The sequence below is a fragment of the Pseudomonas sp. IzPS59 genome, from assembly GCF_014863505.1.
Lineage (GTDB): Bacteria > Pseudomonadota > Gammaproteobacteria > Pseudomonadales > Pseudomonadaceae > Aquipseudomonas > Aquipseudomonas kribbensis.
Genome location: NZ_CP062251.1, coordinates 578,237 through 600,939, shown reverse-complemented (window position 1 = coordinate 600,939; position 22,703 = coordinate 578,237). Strand labels below are relative to the sequence as shown.

The 22,703-nt window shown below is 62.3% G+C and carries 19 protein-coding genes; 6 read left to right on the top strand and 13 right to left on the bottom strand.

Annotated elements, in window-relative coordinates; translation table 11 throughout:
* The first annotated feature begins 123 nt into the window (after window positions 1-123).
* From IF189_RS02640 to asd, 3 genes are read left to right on the top strand one after another with little or no spacing between them, the layout of a single operon-like run.
* The gene (locus tag IF189_RS02640; protein WP_134825283.1) at window positions 124-1,662 is read left to right on the top strand and encodes an HDOD domain-containing protein; all 1,539 of its coding nucleotides are present in this window, start codon (window positions 124-126) and stop codon (window positions 1,660-1,662) included.
* 39 nt (window positions 1,663-1,701) lie between these two features.
* Window positions 1,702-2,517 carry a thiosulfate sulfurtransferase gene (gene rhdA / locus IF189_RS02635; protein ID WP_134825282.1) on the top strand — a complete coding sequence of 272 codons (816 nt, stop codon included), beginning with the start codon at window positions 1,702-1,704 and terminating at the stop codon, window positions 2,515-2,517.
* A gap of 18 nt (window positions 2,518-2,535) precedes the next feature.
* Entirely contained in the window at window positions 2,536-3,396 is an 861-nt protein-coding gene (asd, locus tag IF189_RS02630) for an archaetidylserine decarboxylase (protein WP_134825281.1), read from the top strand.
* Between the two features lie 60 nt (window positions 3,397-3,456).
* On the opposite strand, the gene IF189_RS02625 is transcribed toward asd, so the two are convergent.
* Window positions 3,457-3,858: a lectin OAA gene (locus IF189_RS02625; RefSeq protein ID WP_065258757.1), complete on the bottom strand. Its 402-nt coding sequence runs from the start codon at window positions 3,856-3,858 to the stop codon at window positions 3,457-3,459.
* Window positions 3,859-4,079: 221 nt separating this feature from the next.
* On the opposite strand from IF189_RS02625, the gene IF189_RS02620 reads away from it, so the two are divergent.
* Entirely contained in the window at window positions 4,080-5,834 is a 1,755-nt protein-coding gene (locus IF189_RS02620) for a molecular chaperone (protein WP_192552770.1), read from the top strand.
* Window positions 5,835-5,874: 40 nt separating this feature from the next.
* Here the strand turns inward: IF189_RS02620 and serB are convergent, their stop codons facing one another.
* Window positions 5,875-7,089: a phosphoserine phosphatase SerB gene (gene serB / locus IF189_RS02615; RefSeq protein ID WP_007952163.1), complete on the bottom strand. Its 1,215-nt coding sequence runs from the start codon at window positions 7,087-7,089 to the stop codon at window positions 5,875-5,877.
* 134 nt (window positions 7,090-7,223) lie between these two features.
* On the opposite strand from serB, the gene IF189_RS02610 reads away from it, so the two are divergent.
* Window positions 7,224-8,735 (top strand): AhpA/YtjB family protein, encoded by a 1,512-nt coding sequence (locus tag IF189_RS02610; RefSeq protein WP_134825279.1) that lies wholly within the window; start codon window positions 7,224-7,226, stop codon window positions 8,733-8,735.
* A 348-nt stretch (window positions 8,736-9,083) separates the two neighbouring features.
* On the opposite strand, the gene IF189_RS02605 is transcribed toward IF189_RS02610, so the two are convergent.
* The 9 genes from IF189_RS02605 to IF189_RS02565 form a co-directional block, all read right to left on the bottom strand.
* Window positions 9,084-9,794, bottom strand: a complete 711-nt coding sequence (locus IF189_RS02605; RefSeq protein ID WP_085711143.1) for a membrane integrity-associated transporter subunit PqiC — start codon at window positions 9,792-9,794, stop codon at window positions 9,084-9,086.
* A gap of 231 nt (window positions 9,795-10,025) precedes the next feature.
* Window positions 10,026-12,290, bottom strand: coding sequence for a DNA topoisomerase IV subunit A (gene parC / locus IF189_RS02600; RefSeq protein WP_134825278.1), 2,265 nt, complete (start codon window positions 12,288-12,290; stop codon window positions 10,026-10,028).
* Window positions 12,291-12,297: 7 nt separating this feature from the next.
* Entirely contained in the window at window positions 12,298-12,822 is a 525-nt protein-coding gene (locus IF189_RS02595) for a TIGR02281 family clan AA aspartic protease (RefSeq protein ID WP_134825277.1), read from the bottom strand.
* On the bottom strand, window positions 12,819-13,808 hold the full coding sequence (locus IF189_RS02590; protein WP_134825276.1) for an esterase-like activity of phytase family protein: 990 nt from the start codon (window positions 13,806-13,808) through the stop codon (window positions 12,819-12,821). The genes IF189_RS02595 and IF189_RS02590 overlap by 4 nt, the downstream gene beginning before the upstream one ends.
* Window positions 13,808-15,715, bottom strand: a complete 1,908-nt coding sequence (gene parE, locus IF189_RS02585) for a DNA topoisomerase IV subunit B (protein WP_114881197.1) — start codon at window positions 15,713-15,715, stop codon at window positions 13,808-13,810. Before parE ends, IF189_RS02590 begins: the two co-directional genes overlap by 1 nt.
* 50 nt (window positions 15,716-15,765) lie before the next feature.
* Entirely contained in the window at window positions 15,766-16,374 is a 609-nt protein-coding gene (locus tag IF189_RS02580; protein WP_085711138.1) for a YqiA/YcfP family alpha/beta fold hydrolase, read from the bottom strand.
* Window positions 16,375-16,470: 96 nt separating this feature from the next.
* Complete coding sequence (gene cpdA / locus IF189_RS02575) at window positions 16,471-17,286, bottom strand: 3',5'-cyclic-AMP phosphodiesterase (protein WP_192552769.1); 816 nt, start codon at window positions 17,284-17,286, stop codon at window positions 16,471-16,473.
* A 116-nt stretch (window positions 17,287-17,402) separates the two neighbouring features.
* Window positions 17,403-17,855 (bottom strand): DUF1249 domain-containing protein, encoded by a 453-nt coding sequence (locus IF189_RS02570; RefSeq protein WP_085711136.1) that lies wholly within the window; start codon window positions 17,853-17,855, stop codon window positions 17,403-17,405.
* Window positions 17,846-18,463 (bottom strand): NUDIX domain-containing protein, encoded by a 618-nt coding sequence (locus tag IF189_RS02565; protein ID WP_134825273.1) that lies wholly within the window; start codon window positions 18,461-18,463, stop codon window positions 17,846-17,848. Before IF189_RS02565 ends, IF189_RS02570 begins: the two co-directional genes overlap by 10 nt.
* Before the next feature lie 230 nt (window positions 18,464-18,693).
* On the opposite strand from IF189_RS02565, the gene IF189_RS02560 reads away from it, so the two are divergent.
* Window positions 18,694-19,440 carry an RsiV family protein gene (locus IF189_RS02560; RefSeq protein ID WP_192552768.1) on the top strand — a complete coding sequence of 249 codons (747 nt, stop codon included), beginning with the start codon at window positions 18,694-18,696 and terminating at the stop codon, window positions 19,438-19,440.
* Here the strand turns inward: IF189_RS02560 and cytX are convergent.
* Window positions 19,409-20,701: a putative hydroxymethylpyrimidine transporter CytX gene (gene cytX, locus IF189_RS02555; protein ID WP_085711133.1), complete on the bottom strand. Its 1,293-nt coding sequence runs from the start codon at window positions 20,699-20,701 to the stop codon at window positions 19,409-19,411. The two genes, IF189_RS02560 and cytX, sit on opposite strands and share 32 nt — an antisense overlap.
* A gap of 94 nt (window positions 20,702-20,795) precedes the next feature.
* Window positions 20,796-22,685, bottom strand: coding sequence for a phosphomethylpyrimidine synthase ThiC (gene thiC, locus IF189_RS02550; protein WP_085711132.1), 1,890 nt, complete (start codon window positions 22,683-22,685; stop codon window positions 20,796-20,798).
* Window positions 22,686-22,703 lie beyond the last annotated feature (18 nt).

Below are 22,703 nucleotides of genomic sequence, written 5' to 3'. Positions count from 1 at the left end.
GAAGTTAAAAAATCTCTTCTTCTACTTATCGGCAAAACTGCGCCAGACTATAGCCAGTTCAGGCGAAAAGCCAATTTAGCCCGTGCCGGGCGCGTCTACAGCAGATCAAGATCCCGTCCAGACATGGCTAATGAAACGAACGTCCCACACGCAAGACCGACCACACTCGATGGCTGGGTGAAGCTGCTCGACGGCGTGCGCCTGCCGGTGCCGCAAGAGGCCCATGACAAGGTCTGCCGGGCGATCCGCGACAATCGCAGCTCGCTGCGCGACATTGCCGACCTGATGCAGGACAGCCCGGCGCTGGCCCTGAGCATCATCCGCGAAGCCAACCGCCATACCCAGGGCAGCCTGACCGCACCGGCGGAAAACCTTGAGGTGGCGATCAATCGCCTGGGGCTCGCCCGCACCGAAGAACTGCTGGCACGCCTGCCCGCCGAGCCACAGGCGCAAATTCCCCAGGCCCTGCGCCAGATACAGATGATCAGCCAGCACGCCACGCAGCAGGCCAACGGTTTTTTTGCCAGTCGCCTGGCGCGGCTGTGGCAGGACATTCACTGGGGCAGCCTGCTGTTTCTGTCGCCGCTGTGGCCGCTGGCGCTGACCTTTCCCAAACTGCTCGAAGAGTGGGAAGTACGGGTCATCCACAAGGGCGAATCGGCCCGCGACGTGGAAAAACAATTGTTCGGCGTGCGCCTGCTGAAGATCGGTGCTGCACTGGTCGAAGCCTGGCGCCTGCCGATCTGGGTGCAGCAGGGGTATCGATTGCTGCTCACCGAGCAGCGCGAACTGGTCAAGGTTCTGCGCATCGCCCGCGACGTCGATCATCCGTTGCGTCAGCAGAATCGTCTGGATGACGACCCGACCCTGCGCAACTGGCTCAATCAGCCGGCCAATACCGTGCTGCTGGCCAATGGTCTGGCGCTGTCGGCGCAGCAGGCCTGGGACAGTCCGCACAGTGAGCGCTGGCAGTACCTGACCAGCCTCTATCTGCAAATCCCGATGGACGAAGTGCAGCAGCAGCTGCACCAGCAGGCCGCCAACAGTGCGCGCCGGCATTCGATGCCGGATCTGTGGCACCCAGCGGTTTCGCTGCTGTGGCCATGGGACAACCGTCGTTTGCCGGCCGGCATGCTGCCCGCCGCCGCGCCGAATACCGAAGACCTGGCCAAATGGCGCCGGCAATGCGCCGAACTGCTGGCCGAACCGAGCCGTTTCACCAACGCCATGCACTTGACCATTGCGGCCCGCGACGCGCTGGTGGCCAGCGGCATGCGCCGGGTGATGATCCTGATGGCCGACCGCACCCAGTCCAGTCTGCGTGTGCATCAGATTTCCGGGTTGCCGAAGGAAGCCGCTGCGCTCAATTTCGTCGTCAGCCAGAGCACCGTGCTGCAACGCCTGCTCGCGCAGCAGGCACAGGTGCGGATCACTCCGGAGAACAACGCCCAGTTCTCCGCCCTGCTGCCGCCGTCCCTGCGAACGCTGTTTCGTGGCGAACATCTGTTCCTGCGCTCGCTGGTCCATAACGGCCGGGTGATCATGATCGTGGTCGCCGACCAGGGTGGCGGACCGTTCGCCGACATTACCGTGCAAGCCTTCGGCAAAACCGCGCAGTGCATCGAGAAAGCCCTGCACAGCTTTAGCCAGCGCGGCCAATGACAGCTACAATCCTTCCCCTTTGTGCTCTGGAGACCTCACATGTCTGACTTCTCTGGCCTGGCGCTGGTGATCGAGCCGAGCGACCTGCTCCCGCGCCTCGACGCCCGCAATCTGATTCTGGTGGATCTGACCAGCGCCGCCCGCTATGCCGAGGGTCATATTCCCGGCGCACGCTTCGTCGATCCGAAGCGCACCCAGCTGGGCCAGGCACCGGCTCCGGGTCTGCTGCCGACAAAGGAAAAACTCGAAGAACTGTTCGGCGAGCTGGGCCACAACAAGGACGCGGTCTACGTGGTCTATGACGACGAAGGCGGCGGTTGGGCCGGGCGTTTCATCTGGCTGCTCGACGTGATCGGTCACGACAAGTACCACTACCTCGACGGCGGTCTGCCGGCGTGGCTGGCGGAAGGATCGCCGATGTCGATCCAGGTTCCTCCTGCGGTCGGCGGCCCGGTAGCCCTGACCCTGCACGACGAACCGACCGCCACCCGCGAATACCTGCAAAGCCGCCTCGGTGCCGCTGATCTGGCGATCTGGGATGCTCGCGGGCCACTGGAATATTCCGGCGAGAAAGTGCTGGCGGCCAAGGGTGGACACATCCCCGGCGCAGTCAATTTCGAATGGACGGCAGGCATGGATCAGGCGCGCCAGTTGCGCATCCGTACCGACATGCCGCAGATCCTCGAAAACCTCGGGATCACCAAGGACAAAGAAATCATCACTCACTGCCAGACCCATCACCGGTCCGGTTTCACTTATCTGGTGGCCAAGGCTCTCGGTTATCCGCGGGTCAAGGGCTACGCCGGTTCCTGGGGCGAATGGGGCAACCACCCCGACACCCCCGTCGAGCTTTAAGGATTTTTAAGGACAGTCATGAAAGAGCGTTTGTTTATCATCAGCCAATACCTGCTGCCCCACCACTTGCTGTCGCGCCTGGCCGGCTGCATCGCCGAGTGCCGCGTGCGCTGGTTCAAGAATGCCTTCACCACCTGGTTCGCCAAGCGTTATCAGGTGGACATGTCCCAGGCGCTGGTTGAAGACGTCACCGCTTACGAGCACTTCAATGCCTTCTTCACCCGCGCGCTGAAAGACGGTGCACGTCCACTGGATCAGACCCCGGGCTCGATCCTCAGCCCGGCCGACGGTGCGATCAGCCAGCTTGGCCCGATCGAGCACGGCCGCATCTTCCAGGCCAAGGGCCACAGCTTCAGCGTGCTGGAACTGCTGGGCGGCGATGCAGCCAATGCCGCGCCGTTCATGGGCGGCGAGTTCGCCACCGTTTACCTGTCGCCGAAGGATTACCACCGCGTACACATGCCGCTGGCCGGCACCCTGCGCGAAATGGTCTACATCCCGGGCCGGATCTTCTCGGTCAACCAGACCACTGCGGAAAACGTCCCTGAGCTGTTCGCCCGCAACGAGCGTGTGGCGTGCATTTTCGACACCGAGCGCGGGCCGATGGCCGTGGTGCTGGTGGGCGCGATGATCGTGGCTTCGATCGAAACCGTGTGGGCCGGTCTGGTCACGCCGCCGAAGCGTGAGCTGAAAACCTTCCGCTACGACGAAGCCGCCCGTGCGCCGATCCACCTGGAAAAAGGTGCGGAACTGGGTCGCTTCAAGCTGGGTTCGACCGCGATCGTGCTGTTCGGGCCGGATCAGGTGAAGTGGGTTGAAGAACTGAAAGCCGGCTCGCCGGTACAGATGGGTCAGGCCCTGGCACTGTCGAACGCCTGAACCTGCTGATCCGCCCCTGCGCACGTCTGCGAAGGGGCGGACACGACCTGAACGGCGCCGTTACTCTATCTGCCCACGGAAGCCGATCGGCCCTTCGTTGGCGTAGGTATTGGTGCCGCTGAGGTTTTTCCCGCCGTCACTCGAGGTGACATTCAACGCGATAACGTTCTGGTTATCCCGACCGCCGATCACCCATTTGCCACCCGGATGCCATGGGGCATCGTTGCCACCCCACTGGTTCTCGACGTTGTACTGGTTCTGACCAGTGCGCTGAGCCTTGAAGCCAATAGGGCCTTCGCCGGCGTAGGTCATGGTGCCGGTGAAGGTTTTGCCGCCGTCGCCGGACTTGATGTCGATGGCGACGACTTTCTGGTTGTCCCGCGCCCCAAGAACCCAGGTTCCACCCGGATGCCAAGGTGCCGAACTACCGCCCCATTGGTTTGCCACTGCGTATTTAGACATGAACCTCATCTCCTTGAAGTTTTTCAGAGACCTGCCCGACGTTGGCGGCAAGCCGTGCAACCGTGCGTTTCCGATCGCACGCCAGAGAGCCTAGTAGCGCCTGCCGAAATGGCACCAGGCCAGCAGACCAACGGTAAAAAAGCCCGACAAGCGCCTGCGAAACGGACCACAACTGCTAGAGTTTTGGCATTGCCCTATTCGCCGCCGGAGCTGGTCACGGCATGAGTGAGCCTCGATTCCAACCACAACTGAGCGCACCGACGCCAACGCAGTTGCGCCTGTCTTTCTGTGAAGCGACCCCGCGCGATCTCAAACGCTGGATCGCCGGCCTGCCGAAAGCCAACATCGGCGAAACCGCGCGCCAGCTCTATCAGGGCCTCGGCGAACTCAATCAATTGCTGACGCCCAGCGACAATCGCCTGCATCTGCTGGAGCTGCTGCGGCCCGAGGTGTACTTCGTCTGCCAACACCTTGAGCGGCACTTTTTGCATCAGGCGATCATGCTCGACGAGCGCTCGCGCAAGATCAGCAACCTCTGTCAGGCCCTGCAAAGTCATTTGGCCATCGGCTACAAACAGATCGTTCTGCGCATCGCCCCCAAATACTCAAAAGACCGGGCCGCCTTGCTGAGCGAAGCGCTGCAACGCGCCGTTCATGCACTGAAAGGACAACTGGTGCGCGCCACGCAGTTGTACAGCCCCGCGCCGGAACAGTTGTGGTTTGAGCTGCATCAGTTGTTTCGCTGTGCCTGCGACTTGCAGTTGCAACACCGTCGGGTCCGTGACGATCTGGCCAGCCTCGCCGGCGAACTGAGTGTCGAACAGACCTATATCGCCGCCCTGCTGCTGGGCAGCGCCCGCTGCAATCAGTTGCGGCAGAATCCGATCGCCCAACTCGCGCAGGTGCTTGAACCCTGGAGCGCCTGGCTGAAACTGCATCCCGGCGCCTCGGGCGAAGGACTGTTCGGGATTTCTGCGGAGATCGACGCCGGCCCGCGTTATCGCAGCAAATTTCGCAGCGAACAGCAGCCCGGCCTGCTCGGCTTCGATCCGCAACCGCTGGTGAATGCCATCGAGGCTCACCTGCTGCATCAGGACACATCGACACCGCTGCCGGTGCCGTCCGGCCTGACCCTCGACACCCTGCAACATCTGCACGCCACCTGGGGCGAGGCCGCCGAGCGCAGTTTTCAGCGCACCGTCGGCCAGGGCAACCTGACCGTGTGCGTCGGCATGAGCGCCCTGCACTTCTATCTGGGTGGCGAACGCACGTTTAGCGAATTGCTCAAGCATCCCGGTTCACGCGCCGCAAACTTCAGCCGCGCAGTGGTCCAAGGCGAAAAGGACAGCTGGAGCCAGGCCTTCGACGCCGCTCCGCAAAGCAAAACTGACGAATTCCTGCCCTACGAGGAAATCCGCTACGAACCAATGGCCGACGACGAAGGCGACGCAGACAGCCCGCCGCATTATCCGACCTATGCCTTGCCGGTCATTAACCACAGCCCGGGCGGTTACTGCCTGGCGTGGCCAAAAGAAGTGCCTGCCGAATTGCAGACCGGGGAAATGGTCGGCATCCAGGACACCACGAATCAGGGCTGGAGCATTGCCGTGGTGCGCTGGATCCGCCAGGTGCGCGGTGCCGGGACACAAATGGGTATCGAGCTGGTAGCGCCCCACGCCCAGCCCTGCGGCCTGCAGCTGGTGCGCACCCGGGACGATCACAGCCATTACCTGCGAGGTTTACTGTTGCCGGAAATCAGCGCCATCGACTTGCCCGCGACGCTATTGGCGCCACGACTGCCATTTCAGGAAGGCAACAAAGTGCTGATCAACACCCAGGGCGAAGAGCACCGCGCCGGGCTGGATCGGCGGGTGGCAAGCACACACAGTTTCAATCAGTTTGCCTATCGTTCGCTGGAAACCGCACAGAATGGCGGGAGCGAGGAGGATTTCGACTCGTTGTGGAAATCCCTTTGAACAAGGATCGCAGCCCAAGGCTGCGATCCTGTACGAGGGTTCAGAGCTGCCCGTCGCGATCCCGGAAGCCCAGCAGATACAGCACGCCATCCAGCCCCAGGGTGGAAATGGCCTGCTTCGCCGACTGCTTGACCAGCGGCTTGGCACGGAACGCCACGCCCAGACCGGCAATCGCCAGCATCGGCAAATCGTTGGCGCCGTCGCCCACAGCAATAGTCTGCTCCAGACGCAAACCTTCTTTTTCAGCCAGTTGTTTCAGCAGATCGGCCTTGCGCTGGGCATCGACGATCGGCTCGATCGCCACGCCAGTGCACTTGCCGTCGACCACTTCCAGTTCGTTGGCGAACACGTAGTCGATGCCTAGTTTGGCCTGCAGTTGCTTGGCGAAGTAAGTGAAGCCGCCGGACAGGATGGCGGTCTTGTAGCCCAGCCGCTTGAGCTCGGCGAACAAGGTTTCGGCGCCTTCGGTCAGGCGCAGGGAGGCGCCGATCGAATCCAGCACGCTGACATCCAGGCCCTTGAGCAATGCCAGACGCTCCTTGAAGCTGGCGCGGAAATCCAGCTCGCCGGCCATTGCCCGCTCGGTGATTTCCGACACCTGGTCGCCCACACCGGCGGCCTTAGCCAGTTCGTCGATGACTTCGGCTTCGATCAGGGTCGAGTCCATGTCGAACACCGCCAGGCGACGGTTGCGACGGAACAGCGAGTCTTCCTGGAAGGCGATGTCGACATTCAGTTCCTGGGCCACGCTGAGGAATTCGGCGCGCAGGGCCTGCGGATCGGCCGCTTCGCCACGTACGGAGAACTCGATGCAGCCCTTGCCCTTGTCGGCCGGCGTGTCCAGCGGCATGCGACCCGACAGACGGTCGATATGGTCGATGTTCAGGCCATATTTGGCGGTGATCGAGCTCACGGCCTGCAACTGGCCGGCGGTGACCTTGCGGGTCAGCAGGGTGACGATGTGGCGTTTCTTGCCCTGATTGCCCACCCATTGCTGGTAATCCTCTTCGGACACCGGGGTGAAACGCACCTGCTGGTCGAGCTCGTAGCCCTTGAACAGGATGTCCTTGAGCACCGACTTGCCTTGCTCGGAGTCGGGGATTTCCACGAGGATGCCGAACGACAGCATGTCATGGATCACCGCCTGACCGATGTCGAGGATATTCACACCACCCTGGGCCAGAACACCGGTAATGGCCGCCGTCAGACCCGGACGGTCGACTCCCGTGATGTTAATCAGGACGATTTCGCGCAACGCGCACCCCCGCAACTGGAAAAAAACCGCATTCTACCCACTTTCAGTGACCATCGGGCACCGCCAGCGCTTTGCCGGTCTAGGGCCTGTCGCTATACTGCGCGTCAACTTCACGGACAAAAGAGCCGAGCTCAGTGAACCGGCCCACGCCAGTTAAAACCGATAACTTCTTCCTGCTGATCTTCCGTGCACTGCGCCACCGCCGTGTACCGATTGCATTGCGCATTGCCAGCCATAACGTGATCCTGGTCGCCCTGGCCCTGGTGATCTATGCCTGCGTGATGGGCTTGCAGTTCAAGCAGGCCATGCACGAGCAGGCCGATGCGCTGGGCGAAAGCCTGACCACGCAGACCGCCACTTCCGCGACCGAGCTGCTGGTGTCCAACGACATCCTCAGCCTCAACGTGCTGCTCAACAACCTGACCAAGAACAAGCTGGTGGCCCACGCCGCCATCTACAGCGTGGACAACCGCATCCTCGCCGAGTCCGGTCAGCGCCCCAAGCACAGCCTGCTGGGCGAAGCCGAAGGCATGTACGAGAGCAAGATCACCTTCCAGGACGTGACCGCCGGGCAACTGCGCATCAGCCTGGACATGGACCAGTTCCAGCAGCCGATGACCATCAGCCTGCAGAGCATGGGCATTCTGAGCGCGATCCTGCTGGCACTGTCGCTTGCCCTGAGTTTGCGTCTTGGCCGGCACATCTCCACGCCGCTGCTGCAACTGCGGGTCTGGCTGCGCCGGATCGACGAATACACGCCGGGGACCGAGCGTCAGGACGAGATCGGCGATCTTGCCCGTCAACTGCACGCCAACTTTGCCCCGGAGCCGGCCCCCAAACCTGAACCGGAACCCGAATTCGAGGACGATGACGTCGAGCCGGAATTCGAAGTGCGCAACCTGCGTGATCCGAGCTTTGACGAAACCCGCCCGATGGCCGCGCAGAAACCTGCGCCACGCCATGTCGTCAGCACCGTTGAAGACGACGATGACGAAGACCCGTTTGCCGATCTGCGTGACGAATCGCTGAACGAAACCGCACCACCTGCCGTTCGCCAGCCAACCCCGAGCGTGCCGCAACACACTGCGGTGCTGGCCGTGCAACTGGGTTCGCAAGAACAATTGCGCCGTTTGCCACGGGCACGCCTGGAAGAGTTGCAGGAGCGCTATCGCGACTGCCTGGAACAGGCCGCTTCGCTGTATCAGGGTGAAATCGAAACCCTGAACGACGGCAGCACGCTGATGCTGTTCCACACCGAAGACAGCGGCGACGATTACCTGACCAACGCCATCTGCTGCGGCGAACTGCTGCGAGCCCTGGGTCACCAGTTGCAGATCGAAGTCGCCGACAGCGGCATCACCCTGCAATTGCAGCTGGGTCTGACTCTCGGTGATGAGCTGTTCGGGCTGAGCCAGATCGACCTGCTGCTGACCGATTCCGCCCAGGACGCCCTGGCCCTGTCGCAACACAGCCGCAACCTGCTACTGGTGGAACGCAAGATCGGTGACGACGCGCTGATCCGCCAGCGTGCGCGGATCCGGCCGATTGCCAGCCCTGAGGGGGCGTGCTGCGTGGAGCGCTTGATGGAGCCTTATCCGTCGATGCTCGAGCGGCAACTGGCGCGGATGCATGAGCGCCGGGCCTGAGGCCTTGTCCTTGATGTGAAGAAGCCTGCAGATGAGTGATTGTCTGCGGGCTTTTTTGTGTGTGGTGGTTTCGTGATCTCGCCCGGCTTTGGAGCCCCCTCACCCTAGCCCTCTCCCCGAGGGAGAGGGAACCGATCCGGGAATATTGAAGAGCTACAGCGACTTGAACGCCCAGCTTTGAATCCATAATCGCCAAGATCTTCCAGGTCGATGTATGACGCCAGACCCCTCGGTCAGTCCCCTCTCCCCCCGGGAGAGGGCTAGGGTGAGGGGGCTCTTGATCTTTCACGGAACCCCAGAAACAACAAAGCCCGCACTAGGCGGGCTCTGTCCTGACTCGTTCCAGCCTTAGAAGCGGAACACTTCCATATCCGTACGAATCGGCGAGGCCATCGGGATCTTCGGCTGTTTCTCGGCTTCCGCCGCCGGGGCGGCCGGTTTTGGTGCCGGTTTACGCGGTGCTTCGGCAACCGGTGGCTGGTTGGCCAACGGCTTGAGCGCGACCGACAGTTGCTCGGCCAGGCGCTGCAACAGGATGCCCTGGGCCTGAACCTGCGAAGCCGTGCCGCCACTGTGCAGTTCTTGCAGGTGAACGATGCGGTTGTCCCGCACCTGGCCACGACGGTCGATCAGACGCCACTGCGCGTCGAGAATCGCCGGTTGCTTGGCACCGGAATCCAGACGCGTGATGGTCAACAGCACCTGCACATCCGGGGTGAACCCGGTGGTGGCCGGTGCCAGCACTACACGTTGACTGTCCAGATGACCGGCAACCTGACGCAGCAGCAACTGATCGATATCCGACGAAAGGCTGCCGGCCCAGCGGCCATCGACCGCAGCCTGCAGGCTGCCATCCGGCTGACGCTGCAACAGGGTTTCACGTTGCAGGTAATCGGCAACGGTCACAGGGCCCAGCAAAACTGCCATGCCCGCGCTTTGCGCAGGCTGAGCCGGACTTCCGCTGTCCAGCTGATACAGCGACACCGGCTGGTGAACGCTGCAACCCGCCAGGCCAAGAACGCCGGCGAGCAGGAAAATAAGGGGGCGCAGAGAAGTCATCATCCCGTCCAGGTGGCCGCCACAAGGCTGACCACAGTGAAAATACTCAAAAAATATGAAGAACGCTCGGCCACGCCGGCGCTTGGAAAGGCCATATCATCCGTGAATATGCGTTCCGACTCCAGCGCCAAAGCGCCGATCTACGGGTTAAATCGAAGATCGGGCGCTCTAGAGAGGCGTTCTCACTCATTTTCTCCGCCGGAGAAATCAGTGCGAATGCCCCCTGGCCGCTTAATTGAGGTTTTCGACGAGCAGCGCGTCCACTCGCTGGAAGCCCCGTGGCAGTTTATTGCCACGACGACCACGCTCACCCTTGTAGTGTTCGAGGTCGTCGGCTTTCAGCGACAGGGTACGTTTTCCGGCCTGTAGCACCAGTGTGGCGCCTTCCGGCAGAACGGCGATGTCCGTGACATATTCTTCGCGACTGGCCACACGTTCACCGGAAATACCGATGATCTTGTTGCCTTTGCCCTTCCCTAATTGTGGCAGATCGCTGATTTTGAAGATCAGCAGGCGACCCTCGGTCGTGACCGAAGCCAGCCAGTTCTGCTCGCGGTCGGCCACCGGACGCGGCGCGATCACCTTGGCGTTGTTCGGCAGGCTCAACAGGGCCTTGCCGGCCTTGTTCTTGGCTTGCAGGTCTTCACCTTTCACCACAAAACCGTAACCGGCATCAGAGGCGATCACGTACAGCGCGTCGTCCTCCGGCATCAGCACGCATTCGAACGTAGCGCCGGGCGGCGGCGTCAGACGGCCGGTCAGCGGCTCGCCCTGGCCCCGTGCAGAAGGCAAGGTATGGGCGGCCACCGAGTAACTGCGGCCCGTGGAGTCGATGACCACGGCTGACTGGTTGGAACGCCCCGCCGCCGACGTCTTGAAGCCGTCGCCAGCCTTATACGACAGGCCGGTGGCGTCGATCTCGTGGCCTTTGGCCGAACGAATCCAGCCTTTTTCCGACAGCACGACGGTCACTTTCTCGTTAGGCAGCAGATCGTGCTCGGTCAGTGCCTTGGCTTCGGCGCGCTCGACGATTGGCGACCGACGGTCGTCGCCGTAGGTTTCAGCGTCTTTCAACAGCTCGCTGCGAACCAGCTTCTTCAGCTTCGCTTCACTGCTCAGCAGCGCTTGCAGCTTGGCCTGTTCCTTGAGCAGTTCGTCCTGTTCATCACGCAGCTTCATCTCTTCCAGTCGCGCCAACTGACGCAGACGGGTGTCGAGGATGTAGTCGGCCTGGATCTCGCTGAGGGCGAAGCGCTCGATCAGTCTGGCTTTCGGCTGATCCTCGGTGCGGATGATGTGGATCACTTCATCCAGGTTGAGGTAAGCGATCAGCAAACCGTCCAACAGGTGCAGGCGACGCTCGACCTTGTCGAGGCGGAATTGCAGGCGGCGACGCACGGTCAACACGCGGAATTCCAGCCACTCCACCAGCAGCGCCCGGAGGTTTTTCAGCTGCGGCTTGCCGTCCAGACCGATGATGTTGACGTTGACCCGGTAGGTCGACTCCAGCTCGGTGCTGGCGAACAGGTGCTGCATCAGCGCTTCGTGATCGACGCGGCTGTTGACCGGGATGATCACGATGCGGCACGGGTTTTCGTGGTCGGACTCGTCACGCAGGTCAGCGATCTGCGGCGCTTTCGACGGCTTGGCCTGCATCAGCGCAGCGATCTGCTCCAGCACCTTGGCCCCGGAGACCTGGTGCGGCAGCGCGGTGACGATGATGTCGCCGTCCTCGACGTGGTACACGGCGCGCATGCGCACCGAGCCCTTGCCGGTTTCGTACATTTTCAGCAGGTCGGCGCGCGGGGTGATGATTTCCGCTTCGGTCGGATAGTCCGGGCCCTGAATGTGTTCGCAGAGCTGTTCGACCGTGGCTTTCGGCTCATCGAGCAGGCGCACGCAGGCGGTGGCGACTTCGCGCAGGTTGTGCGGCGGCACGTCGGTGGCCATGCCCACGGCGATACCGGTGGTGCCGTTGAGCAGGATGTTCGGAAGGCGCGCAGGGAGAACCAGCGGCTCCTGCAAGGTGCCGTCGAAGTTCGGGCCCCAGTCCGCAGTGCCCTGGCCCAGCTCGCTGAGCAGCACTTCGGAATAACGCGACAGGCGCGCTTCGGTGTAACGCATGGCGGCGAAGGATTTCGGATCGTCCGGCGCACCCCAGTTACCCTGGCCATCCACCAGCGTGTAGCGATAGCTGAACGGCTGGGCCATCAGCACCATCGCTTCGTAGCACGCCGAGTCGCCGTGGGGGTGGAACTTGCCGAGCACGTCGCCGACGGTACGCGCCGACTTCTTGTGCTTGGAATCGGCGTCCAGCCCCAGCTCGCTCATGGCGTAGACGATACGCCGCTGTACCGGTTTCAGACCGTCGCCGATATGCGGCAGGGCACGGTCCATGATCACGTACATGGAGTAGTTGAGGTAGGCATTTTCGGTGAAGTCAGCCAGCGACCGGCGTTCTACACCGTCCAGGCTGAGATCAAGGGAGTCGCTCATGCGGGCCTCATCGGTTCGTTGTCTGGCGCAGCAGCATGGTGCCACCGCGCTGGGTAAATTCAAGTTTGTTCAGGGCGCTCATACCGAGTAGCACCTGATCGCCATGCAGCCCTGGCGCCACCAGTGCGCGGACGTCCCGCAGCACGATGTCGCCCAGTTGCAGGCGGTCGATACGGGTGCGATAGCCCTGGCTCAGGCCATTGGCCGTGCTCAGGGTCACACCGAAACCTTCTTCCAGCCGCAGGTCTTTCGCCACCTCGGCCGGGATTGCCACGTCGGTCGCGCCGGTGTCGAGCATGAACTCTACCGGCCGGCCGTTGATCAGTCCGCTGGCGACGAAATGTCCCTGGGCGTTACCCGCCAGTTTCACTTCGATCACGCCGCCCACCTGCTCCGAACTGACCACCACGTTGGGATTACGCTGGCGCTCTTCCCACTGGCCGAAAAACCGCGTGGCCAGAAACAGCGCCGCGCACCAGGCCAGAATCATCAACACCCGACCGGCGCGTTTGCCCGGTGGCTGCTGGCTCAAGGCTTGGCACTCCAGCCACCCTCGGGTGCGGCGAAACGCCAGACGATCGGACGGACTTCACCATCGGCGCGAGGACCGAAGTTGTTGTCGACGCCGATCCAGGCACCGTCGGCATCAATCACCAACGCCTCTTCGAGCCCGAAGTTCTGGGCGTAGCGACGGTTGCCCTGCAACAGTTCGTCGGCATACGACCAGCAGCGCTCGACCTTTGCCGTCTGCGGATCGCGACGACAGATCTGGTAGGCGTTGCGCTCAAGGGTGAACAGCTTGCCGTTGAACAATGACAGGTCGGAAAAGTCCCGGTTGACCGGTCTGGCTTTTGGAAACTGCGGCGGCTGCATTTCCATGCCGCCCTCGCTGAGCAATACGCAGCGACCGTCACAGTCCCAGACCGTCTGCTGACGCTTGATCAGCAGCAAGCCACGGTTTTGCCGTTCGGCTGCCAACCACATCTGATCGCCTGCCGGATTGATCGCCAGGCCTTCGAAGATCGCATTGAATTGCAGCAGCATGCCGCTGGCCCGCGCCTCGCGAACCATCATCGGCGAGATTTTCAGCCACGATGACGGCCCCTGCGGCGGCACTTGCAATACGGCGGCGTGGCCTTCGCTGACAATGTAGCGATTGCCGGCGCTGTCGCAGGTGATCCCTTCGAAATCCAGATCGCCGCCCCGGACGAACGACGCCGCCCAGGTCCGCGATTTGATGCCCCACGGCAAGCCGCTGTCGGGCACCGGCGGCGGATCGATGCGCACGGCCGTGGCCTGCCAGACCGGATCGCGGGTATCGAGACGATACATCTGATCATCGTCGCGGTCCGAGACGGTCCACAGCTCGTTGCCGCACATTGCCAGCCCCGAGAGGTTGCCGCCGCGCATGCCTTCGACCGGATGTTCGGAGAGCACGCGCAGTTCCTGCACGGGCTCGGCCGACACCGTCATCGAGCCCAGCAGCAACGCACCCGCCAGGGCCCAGCCAAAGCGCATCAGGCCAGGACCTCAGCCAGGTTGCCCTTGGATTCGAGCCAGGACTTGCGGTCGCCGGCGCGTTTCTTCGCCAGCAGCATGTCCATCATTTCCGAGGTCTGGGCGAAGTCTTCGCCGAGGGTCAACTGCACCAGACGCCGGGTGTTCGGGTCCATGGTGGTTTCACGCAGCTGCGGCGGGTTCATTTCACCCAGGCCTTTGAATCGGGTGACCTGCGGTTTGCCGCGTTTCTTCTCGGCCACCAGACGGTCGAGGATCCCGTCTCGCTCGGCTTCGTCGAGGGCGTAGTAGATCTCTTTGCCCAGGTCGATGCGATACAGCGGCGGCATCGCCACGTAGACGTGTCCGGCATCCACCAGCGGGCGGAAATGCTGGACGAACAAGGCGCAGAGCAAGGTGGCAATGTGCAGACCGTCGGAGTCGGCGTCGGCGAGGATGCAGATCTTGCCGTAGCGCAGCTGGCTCATGTCCTCGGCGCCCGGATCGACACCGATGGCTACCGCGATGTTGTGCACTTCCTGACTGGCCAGCACTTCGCTGCCGTCGACTTCCCAGGTGTTGAGGATCTTGCCGCGCAACGGCAGGATCGCCTGGAACTCCTTGTCCCGCGCCTGCTTGGCCGAACCGCCGGCAGAGTCACCTTCCACCAGGAACAGTTCGGAACGCATCGGGTCCTGCCCGGCGCAGTCCGCCAGTTTGCCCGGCAACGCCGGCCCCTGGGTGATGCGCTTGCGCTCGACCTTCTTGCTCGCTTTCAGGCGACGGCCAGCATTGCTGATCGCCAGTTCCGCCAGCGCCAGACCGGTTTCCGGGTTGGCGTTGAGCCACAGGCTGAACGCGTCCTTGACCACACCGGAGACGAACGCCGCCGCTTCACGGGACGACAGACGCTCCTTGGTCTGGCCGGAGAATTGCGGCTCCTGCATCTTCATCGACAGGACGAAGGCGATGCGTTCCCAGACGTCTTCCGGCGCCAGCTTCACGCCGCGCGGCAACAGGCTGCGGAATTCGCAGAACTCGCGCATTGCATCGAGCAGGCCCTGACGCAGACCGTTGACGTGAGTGCCGCCCTGCTCCGTCGGGATCAGGTTGACGTAGCTTTCGGTGACCGAGGTGCCGCCTTCCGGCAGCCACAGCAGCGCCCACTCGACCGCTTCCTTGGTGCCGGCCAGATTGCCGCAGAACGGCGCGTCCGGCAGACGTTCGAATTCGCTGACCGCGTCTACCAGATAGGAGCGCAGGCCGTCTTCGTAATGCCACTCGACCTTTTCGCCGGTGCCTTTGTCTTCGAAGCTGATCAGCAACCCCGGGCACAAAACGGCCTTGGCCTTGAGCACGTGCTTGAGGCGGCTGATGGAGAATTTCGGCGAATCGAAGTATTTCGGGTCCGGCGCAAAGAACACGCTGGTCCCGGTATTGCGCTTGCCGACGGTGCCGATCACTTGCAGATCGGTGGCCTTGAAGCCGTCGGCGAAGGTCATCTCGTATTCGTTGCCGTCACGCTTGACCCGTACCCGCACCTGGGTCGACAAGGCGTTGACCACGGAAATACCCACCCCGTGCAGACCGCCGGAGAACTGGTAGTTCTTGTTGGAAAACTTGCCGCCCGCATGGAGCTTGGTGAGGATCAGCTCAACGCCCGACACGCCCTCTTCCGGGTGGATGTCGACCGGCATGCCACGGCCGTCGTCGCAGACTTCCAGCGAGTGGTCGGCGTGGAGGATGACCTGGATCGATTTGGCGTGGCCGGCCAGGGCTTCGTCGACGCTGTTGTCGATGACTTCCTGGGCGAGGTGGTTCGGCCGACTGGTGTCGGTGTACATGCCGGGGCGTTTGCGCACCGGGTCGAGGCCCGAGAGGACTTCGATGGCGTCGGCGTTATAGGAGCTAGCGCTGGGAGTGGCCATAAGGTCTCGTCGTCAGTGTTCGGTGAATAAGGAATTAATGGGGCAACCGCTCACAGCGCGGTGAAATCGATTGCCTGAAACAAATCGGCGCCAATGCCGGCAAAACTCAGCAACGCCGGCAACTGCCCGGCAAACCCTTGGAAACTGTGGTCGCCGCCGGCCTGAATGCGCAAGGCACAGGCCCGGTAATACTGCTGGGCGTGGCGATAGTCCAGGGTTTCGTCCCCGGTCTGCAACCACACCTGATACCGCTGCGAATCCTGCGGCGCCGGCACTTCCAGCTCGGCCAGGGCCGTCACGTGGTCGTGGGTCAATTCCCAGGTTTCGTCGGTGTACAGGTTTTTTTGCGTCCCCAGGTATCCGTCGAACATCCGGTGCGGACTGACGGCAGGGTTGACCAGCAGGGCTTTGAGGCCATGGCGTTCGGCCAGATGAGTCGCATAGTAGCCGCCGAGCGAGCTTCCCACCAGTAACGGCCGGCCCAGCTCGGCAATTGCCTGTTCCAGCTGACCGATGGCTTCACGGGGGTGGTGATGCAACGCCGGTACACGCAGTTGATCGCTCAAACCCAGACGCTCCATCACCTCGACCAGCTGACAGGCCTTCTTCGAGGCCGGCGCGCTGTTGAAACCGTGGATATAGAGGATCGAACCGGACATTTGAGCTCCCTGGGTGTCGGCTAAAGAAAGCGGAGTTTACAGGGAGTCGAGGGTCGTTGGGCCAGCACCCGAGGAAATCAGCGCTGAGTCCCTGAATCAGTAACCGTTGGAGCCGTAATCCACCGTGAACCGGAAATCGGTGACACGCTCCACACCCGTCTCGATCCGCCCGTCCGGCAGCAATCGCAACCAGCGATAGCCCGGCGCCTGCTCGCCGACCTTGAAGTCGACACTGCGCGGCTCGAACTGAATGCAGGTCGACGGTGAGGCGATCAGCCGCACGCCGTTGCGCTCGCGGTCGATCTCCTGATGCACATGCCCCCACAACACGGCCCGGGCCTGCGGGAAACGGTCGAGCACGTCGAAAAAGGCTTCGGGATTGCGCAAGCCGATCGGCTCCATCCAGGCACAATCGATCGACACCGGGTGATGATGGAAGCACACCAGATGATGCCGCTCCGGCGCTTCGCTCAGGGCACGGGCCAGCAGTTGCAACTGGTCATCCTGCAAGTATCCCGGCACCGAACCCGGCACCGCCGAATCGAGCAGGGTCACGCGCCAGTTGCCGACATCCACTACTGGCTCCAGCAGCGCACTTTGCACCGCGGCCAATTGCATGATCTGCGGTTCGTCGTGGTTGCCGGGAATCCAGCGGGCGGGTGCATCGATCTGCGCCGTCAGCTGACGAAACTGCTGGTAGGACTCCAGCGTGCCGTCCTGGGACAGGTCGCCCGTGGCAATCATCAGGTCGATTTGCGGCTGTTGTTCGAGCACCAGCTCGATGACCTTTTGCAGGCTCTCGCGAGTCTTCATGCCCAGCAGCGCGCCGTCCGCCTCGGCGAACAGATGACTGTCGGACAGTTGCACCAGCAACGCCGCATCGGCAGTGGTCAGAGTCGATACGCTCGGCAAGGCGTTCTCCCAGGGCTGGACGCCGGGTCGGAAAGGTTCGCAATTATGCTGGGGGAAGGCCCCGGGAAGAAACCGCCGAACCGGACACAGTTCACAACTTGCCGCTGTTATAAACGCTATCGAACGGCGGCGTACTCGTGACCGCAGGCCAGGCAATGACTCAGCCACTCTCCGAGGAACAGATTGAGCTGGGCCTTTTCGTCCGGCTGATGCATGGCCGCATTGGGGTAAGGATAGACGCCGCGAAAGCGCCGCGCATGTTCGGCGCTGATGACTTCGGCCATGCGCGCGTCGTGATAGACCTGCACTTCCAGCTGCGGTACCGGCAGCCACGGCAGGCTGTGTTCCTGACGCACTTGCAGGGTCGTGGTGTACGGGCAGGTCTGCAACACTTCGATGGCCAGCACGCCGAGCATCTGGTCGCCCTGGGTCACGGCGATGCGCCGCGCTTCAGGTTCGCGGCGCATGTCCGGCAACAGTCGCATCAGGCGCGCGTAGTTGGCCTCGCAGGCGGCTTGCAGGCCCACGAGGTCGACACGATAGCGATCGCGCAGTTTGTTTACGACCATAACCCCCTCACTTCGGCGCGATTGAGCGCCAGCCACTGCAAGGCGATGATGCTCGCCGCATTGGCAATCCGGCCGTCGCGTACTGCCTGCAGCGCATCCTCGAATGCCCAGACCGTGACGCGGATATCTTCTGCTTCTTCCTCCAGCCCATGCAGGCCGCCAACGCCTTCGGTGCTGCAGCGCCCCAGAAACAGATGCACGAATTCGTTGCTGCCCCCCGGCGACGGGAAATATTGCATCATCGGCCACAACGCCTTGATGTCGAGTCCAGCTTCCTCCTGCGCTTCGCGGCGAGCAACTTCTTCCGGCACTTCTTCCTTGTCGATCAGACCGGCGACCAGTTCCACCAGCCACGGGTTGGCAGTCTTGCCCATGGCACCGACGCGAAACTGCTCGATCAGCACCACTTCATCGCGCTGCGGATCGTAGGGCAGCAGGCACACGGCGTCGTGTCGCACGAACACTTCACGATTGATCTCGCGGCTCATGCCGCCGGCGAACAGTTCGTGACGCAAATGCACACGGTCGAGCTTGTAGAAGCCCTTGTAGCATTGTTCGCGCCGCACGATATCGATGGCGGCGGGAGTGGCTTTGGCAAGATCGGTCATGGGCATCCTCGTTTACTGCAATTCCAATACGAGGCTGCGTTTTTTGTGACGGGCAACCTCGACTTCGCGCCATCCTAACGCGCCCGCGATGTTTGATGCAGCCCCTTTACCGTCAGCGGGATGGACGGTGGAGGCGAAACCCACTCTAATTAGCTTAGTGGCGAACTGACCGCTTCACAGAGAGTCGAAGCGGTAACTTTTTGCCTTCCCCTGTTTCAGAAAGGACGCCCATGTCGCTTTTCAAAATCGCCTCCGTGGCGGCCATCGCCCTGACCCTGGGCGCCTGTGCCAGCCTGTTCCAGCCCAACTACCGCACGCCGCTGGAAACCACCCGCGACGCCTCGGAAACCCTGAAACCCGGCTGTTCCAACCCGGACTGCCCGCTGGTGAACATCGACACGCTGCACTTCCCGGCCGAGCCTGCGCTGGACGGCATCATCGAAAAACGCCTGCTGCAATTCACCCGCACCGAGCCGAACGCACCGGTGGCGCCGACCCTGGCGGCCTATCGCGAGCAGTTCCTGCGCACGGCCGGCCCGCGCAACAGCAGCTATTTGCAGGCGAAAGTACGCGAGCAGCATGACGGTCTGGTGATTGTCGAAGTGTCGAGCTACCTGGACACCGGCGGCGCCCATGGCACCCCGGGCCGCGGTTTCATCAACTATTCGCGCCAGCAGCACAAGGTGTTGAGCCTGTCGGACATGTTGGTGCCGGGTCAGGAAGAAGCCTTCTGGAAGGCTGCGCAAGTGGCGCATAACAGCTGGCTGATCAGCACCAAGCTCGATCAGGAACCGGAGTACGTGAAGAACTGGCCGTTCGTCAAAACCCCGCACGTGGCCCTGACTTACGGCGGCGTGATCCTCAAGTACGACGTGAGCACCATCGCGCCTTACGCGCTGGGCCACGTCGAACTGAAGATCCCTTACCCGCGCCTGAACGGCATCATCAAGCCCGAGCTGTTTCCCGGCCGTAACTGAAGGCCCGGCCCAGCACGAGTTGCAGCAGCCCTGCCAGGACCAGCGCCGGCAGGGTTGCGCCGACATCCGGATACAGATTGGCCAGCAGGTGATAGGTGCTGATGCCACCCAGCCAGGCCAACAGCGCCGGCCAGCGCAACGCGGCCGAAGCCACCTGGCCACTGCGCTTGCGCAGAATGAAGTGATCCACCAGCACCACGCCGAACAGCGGCGCAAATACCGAGCCGATCAGCAGCAGGAAATTCTGGTACTGCGCCAGCGGCGCGAGCAAGGCGATCAGGGTGCAGATCACACCGATGGCCAAGGCCAGATGCTCGACTTTCAGACGTAGCAGAATCCCGCTGGACACCGCCGCCGAGTGAATGTCGGCAAAAGCATTTTCCGACTCGTCCAGCAGAATCAGCAACAGCGGAATCCCGAGGCCTGCACCGGCCAGTGCCAGCAGCAGCGCGTTGACTTCACCGCTCGGCGCAAAGGCCAGGGTGTAGGCGACGCCCAGGCTCATCAGCCAGAAGTTGCCGATGAAGAAACCGATCGCCGTACCGCCGAACACATTCTTCGCCTTTTTGCCGAAACGCGAGTAGTCGGCAATCAGCGGCAGCCACGACAGCGGCATCGCGATGGCAATGTCGAAGCCCACGGCGAGCGGCATCGAACCATCCCCGGCCTGTGCCCACAAGGCACCCAGATCGGCCTTGGCGAACAGGTTCCAGGTCAGCCAGATGCACGCGGCCAGGATCAGCCAGATGCCCCATTTGCGCAGGATCTTGCGCACGAACGTCAGCGGCCCGCTGACGGCGAGCAATGTCGCCAGTGCACCGAAACACAACGTCCACAACATCGGGCTGGCCCACAGCGAACCTTCGCTGAACGCACGGGTGCCGAGCAGGCTTGCCGCATCACGCATGACGATGATTTCGAACGAACCCCAACCGATCAGTTGCAGCAGGTTGAGCAGCGCCGGCAGGCTCGCGCCTTTGCTGCCAAGGCTGAGTTTCAGCGCGGCCATCGACGACAGGCCGGTGTCGCTGCCGATCACGCCGACGGCGGCCAGCAGCAGGACACCGACCAGGGTGCCGAGGAAGATCGCCAGCAGCGATCCCGACAGGCCCAGCCCCGGCGCCAACAGTGCACCGGTCTGCAAGACCATCAGGCCGATGCCGAGGGAAAACCACAGGGAAAACAGATCGCGACCGCCGAACACACGCTTGTCGGCGGGCACGGCGAGATCGGGGGAATAGGTTCCGGGTTGGATGCTCAAGGGTGTTATCTCAGAGGGACATTTGTTGTTGTGTCGATCAATCGCCAGCAAGCTGGCGATGGGGCCTGCACAGGCCCCACCCTTTCAGGTCAGATCAAACCTTCTTGTACAGCTGACTGCCTTCCTTCTTGAACCGCTCGGCCTGCTCCGCCAGGCCCTGGGCGACGTCCACGTCGACCGCGTCGATCCGCTGGTTGGCCGCGTATTCGCGGACTTCCTGGGTGATCTTCATCGAGCAGAATTTCGGCCCGCACATCGAACAGAAATGCGCGACCTTCGCCGAATCCTTCGGCAGGGTTTCATCGTGATACGAACGGGCGGTGTCCGGGTCCAGACCGAGGTTGAACTGGTCTTCCCAACGGAACTCGAACCGCGCCTTGCTCAAGGCGTTGTCACGGATCTGCGCGCCCGGATGTCCTTTGGCCAGGTCCGCTGCGTGGGCCGCGATCTTGTAGGTGATGATCCCGGTCTTCACGTCATCCTTGTTCGGCAGGCCCAAGTGCTCCTTCGGCGTCACGTAGCAGAGCATCGCGCAACCGAACCAGCCGATCATCGCCGCACCGATACCCGAGGTGATGTGGTCATAACCCGGTGCAATGTCGGTGGTCAGCGGGCCGAGGGTGTAGAACGGCGCCTCGTCGCAGCACTCCAGCTGCTTGTCCATGTTCTCCTTGATCAACTGCATCGGCACGTGGCCCGGGCCTTCGATCATGCATTGCACGTCGTGCTTCCAGGCGATCTTGGTCAGCTCGCCGAGGGTCTCCAGTTCGCCGAATTGCGCTTCGTCGTTGGCATCGGCAATCGAGCCCGGACGCAGGCCGTCGCCCAGCGAGAAGCTGACGTCGTAGGCCTTCATGATTTCGCAGATTTCGTCGAAGTGGGTGTAGAGGAAGTTCTCTTTGTGGTGCGCCAGGCACCACTTGGCCATGATCGAACCGCCACGGGAGACGATGCCGGTCACGCGCTTGGCGGTCAGCGGCACATAGCGCAACAGCACGCCGGCGTGGATGGTGAAGTAGTCGACGCCCTGCTCCGCCTGCTCGATCAGCGTGTCGCGGAACAGCTCCCAGGTCAGGTCTTCGGCGACGCCGTTAACTTTTTCCAGCGCTTGGTAGATCGGCACGGTGCCGATCGGAACCGGCGAGTTGCGGATGATCCACTCACGGGTTTCGTGGATGTGTTTGCCGGTGGACAAGTCCATGACGGTGTCCGAACCCCAGCGAATGCCCCAGGTCAGTTTCGCCACTTCTTCTTCGATGGACGAACCCAGCGCGCTGTTGCCGATGTTGCCGTTGATCTTCACCAGGAAGTTACGGCCGATGATCATCGGTTCCAGTTCGACGTGGTTGATGTTGGCCGGAATGATCGCGCGGCCACGGGCGATTTCTTCACGGACGAACTCAGGGGTGATTTCTTTCGGGATGCTCGCGCCGAAGCTGTGGCCGGCGTGTTGCTGGTTCAGCAGGCCGGCGGCGCGGGCCTCTTGCAGCTTCATGTTTTCGCGGATGGCGACGTATTCCATCTCGGCGGTGATGATGCCTTTGCGCGCGTAGTGCATCTGGCTGACGTTGGCCCCGGCCTTGGCACGGCGCGGGTTATTGACGTGGGCGAAACGCAGCTTGGTCAGCTCCGGATCGGCCAGGCGTTCCTGACCGAAATTCGAGCTCAGGCCTGGCAGGCGTTCGGTGTCGCCACGGTCGTCGATCCACGCCGAACGCACATCGCCCAGACCTTTGCGCACATCGATCACCACGTTCGGATCGGTGTACGGGCCGGAGGTGTCGTAGACGGTAACGGGTGCGTTGATTTCGCCGCCGAAGTCGGTCGGGGTCACATCGAGGGTGATTTCGCGCATCGGCACGCGGATGTCCGGGCGGGAGCCCTGAACGTAGACTTTTTGCGAACGGGTGAAAGGTTGAACCGACTGCTCGTCGACCTTGGCCGAGTCACTCAGGTTGATCGCGTTTTTAGATTTTGTAGTCATCACGGGCTCTCCAGACAG

Coding starts and splice junctions, on each gene's coding strand:
- IF189_RS02640 (WP_134825283.1), top strand. CDS start 124: ATGGCTAATGAAACGAACGTCCCACACGCAAGACCGACCACACTCGAT.
- rhdA (WP_134825282.1), top strand. CDS start 1,702: ATGTCTGACTTCTCTGGCCTGGCGCTGGTGATCGAGCCGAGCGACCTG.
- asd (WP_134825281.1), top strand. CDS start 2,536: ATGAAAGAGCGTTTGTTTATCATCAGCCAATACCTGCTGCCCCACCAC.
- IF189_RS02625 (WP_065258757.1), bottom strand. CDS start 3,858: ATGTCTAAATACGCAGTGGCAAACCAATGGGGCGGTAGTTCGGCACCT.
- IF189_RS02620 (WP_192552770.1), top strand. CDS start 4,080: ATGAGTGAGCCTCGATTCCAACCACAACTGAGCGCACCGACGCCAACG.
- IF189_RS02605 (WP_085711143.1), bottom strand. CDS start 9,794: ATGACTTCTCTGCGCCCCCTTATTTTCCTGCTCGCCGGCGTTCTTGGC.
- parC (WP_134825278.1), bottom strand. CDS start 12,290: ATGAGCGACTCCCTTGATCTCAGCCTGGACGGTGTAGAACGCCGGTCG.
- IF189_RS02590 (WP_134825276.1), bottom strand. CDS start 13,808: ATGCGCTTTGGCTGGGCCCTGGCGGGTGCGTTGCTGCTGGGCTCGATG.
- parE (WP_114881197.1), bottom strand. CDS start 15,715: ATGGCCACTCCCAGCGCTAGCTCCTATAACGCCGACGCCATCGAAGTC.
- IF189_RS02580 (WP_085711138.1), bottom strand. CDS start 16,374: ATGTCCGGTTCGATCCTCTATATCCACGGTTTCAACAGCGCGCCGGCC.
- IF189_RS02570 (WP_085711136.1), bottom strand. CDS start 17,855: ATGGTCGTAAACAAACTGCGCGATCGCTATCGTGTCGACCTCGTGGGC.
- IF189_RS02565 (WP_134825273.1), bottom strand. CDS start 18,463: ATGACCGATCTTGCCAAAGCCACTCCCGCCGCCATCGATATCGTGCGG.
- IF189_RS02560 (WP_192552768.1), top strand. CDS start 18,694: ATGTCGCTTTTCAAAATCGCCTCCGTGGCGGCCATCGCCCTGACCCTG.
- thiC (WP_085711132.1), bottom strand. CDS start 22,685: ATGACTACAAAATCTAAAAACGCGATCAACCTGAGTGACTCGGCCAAG.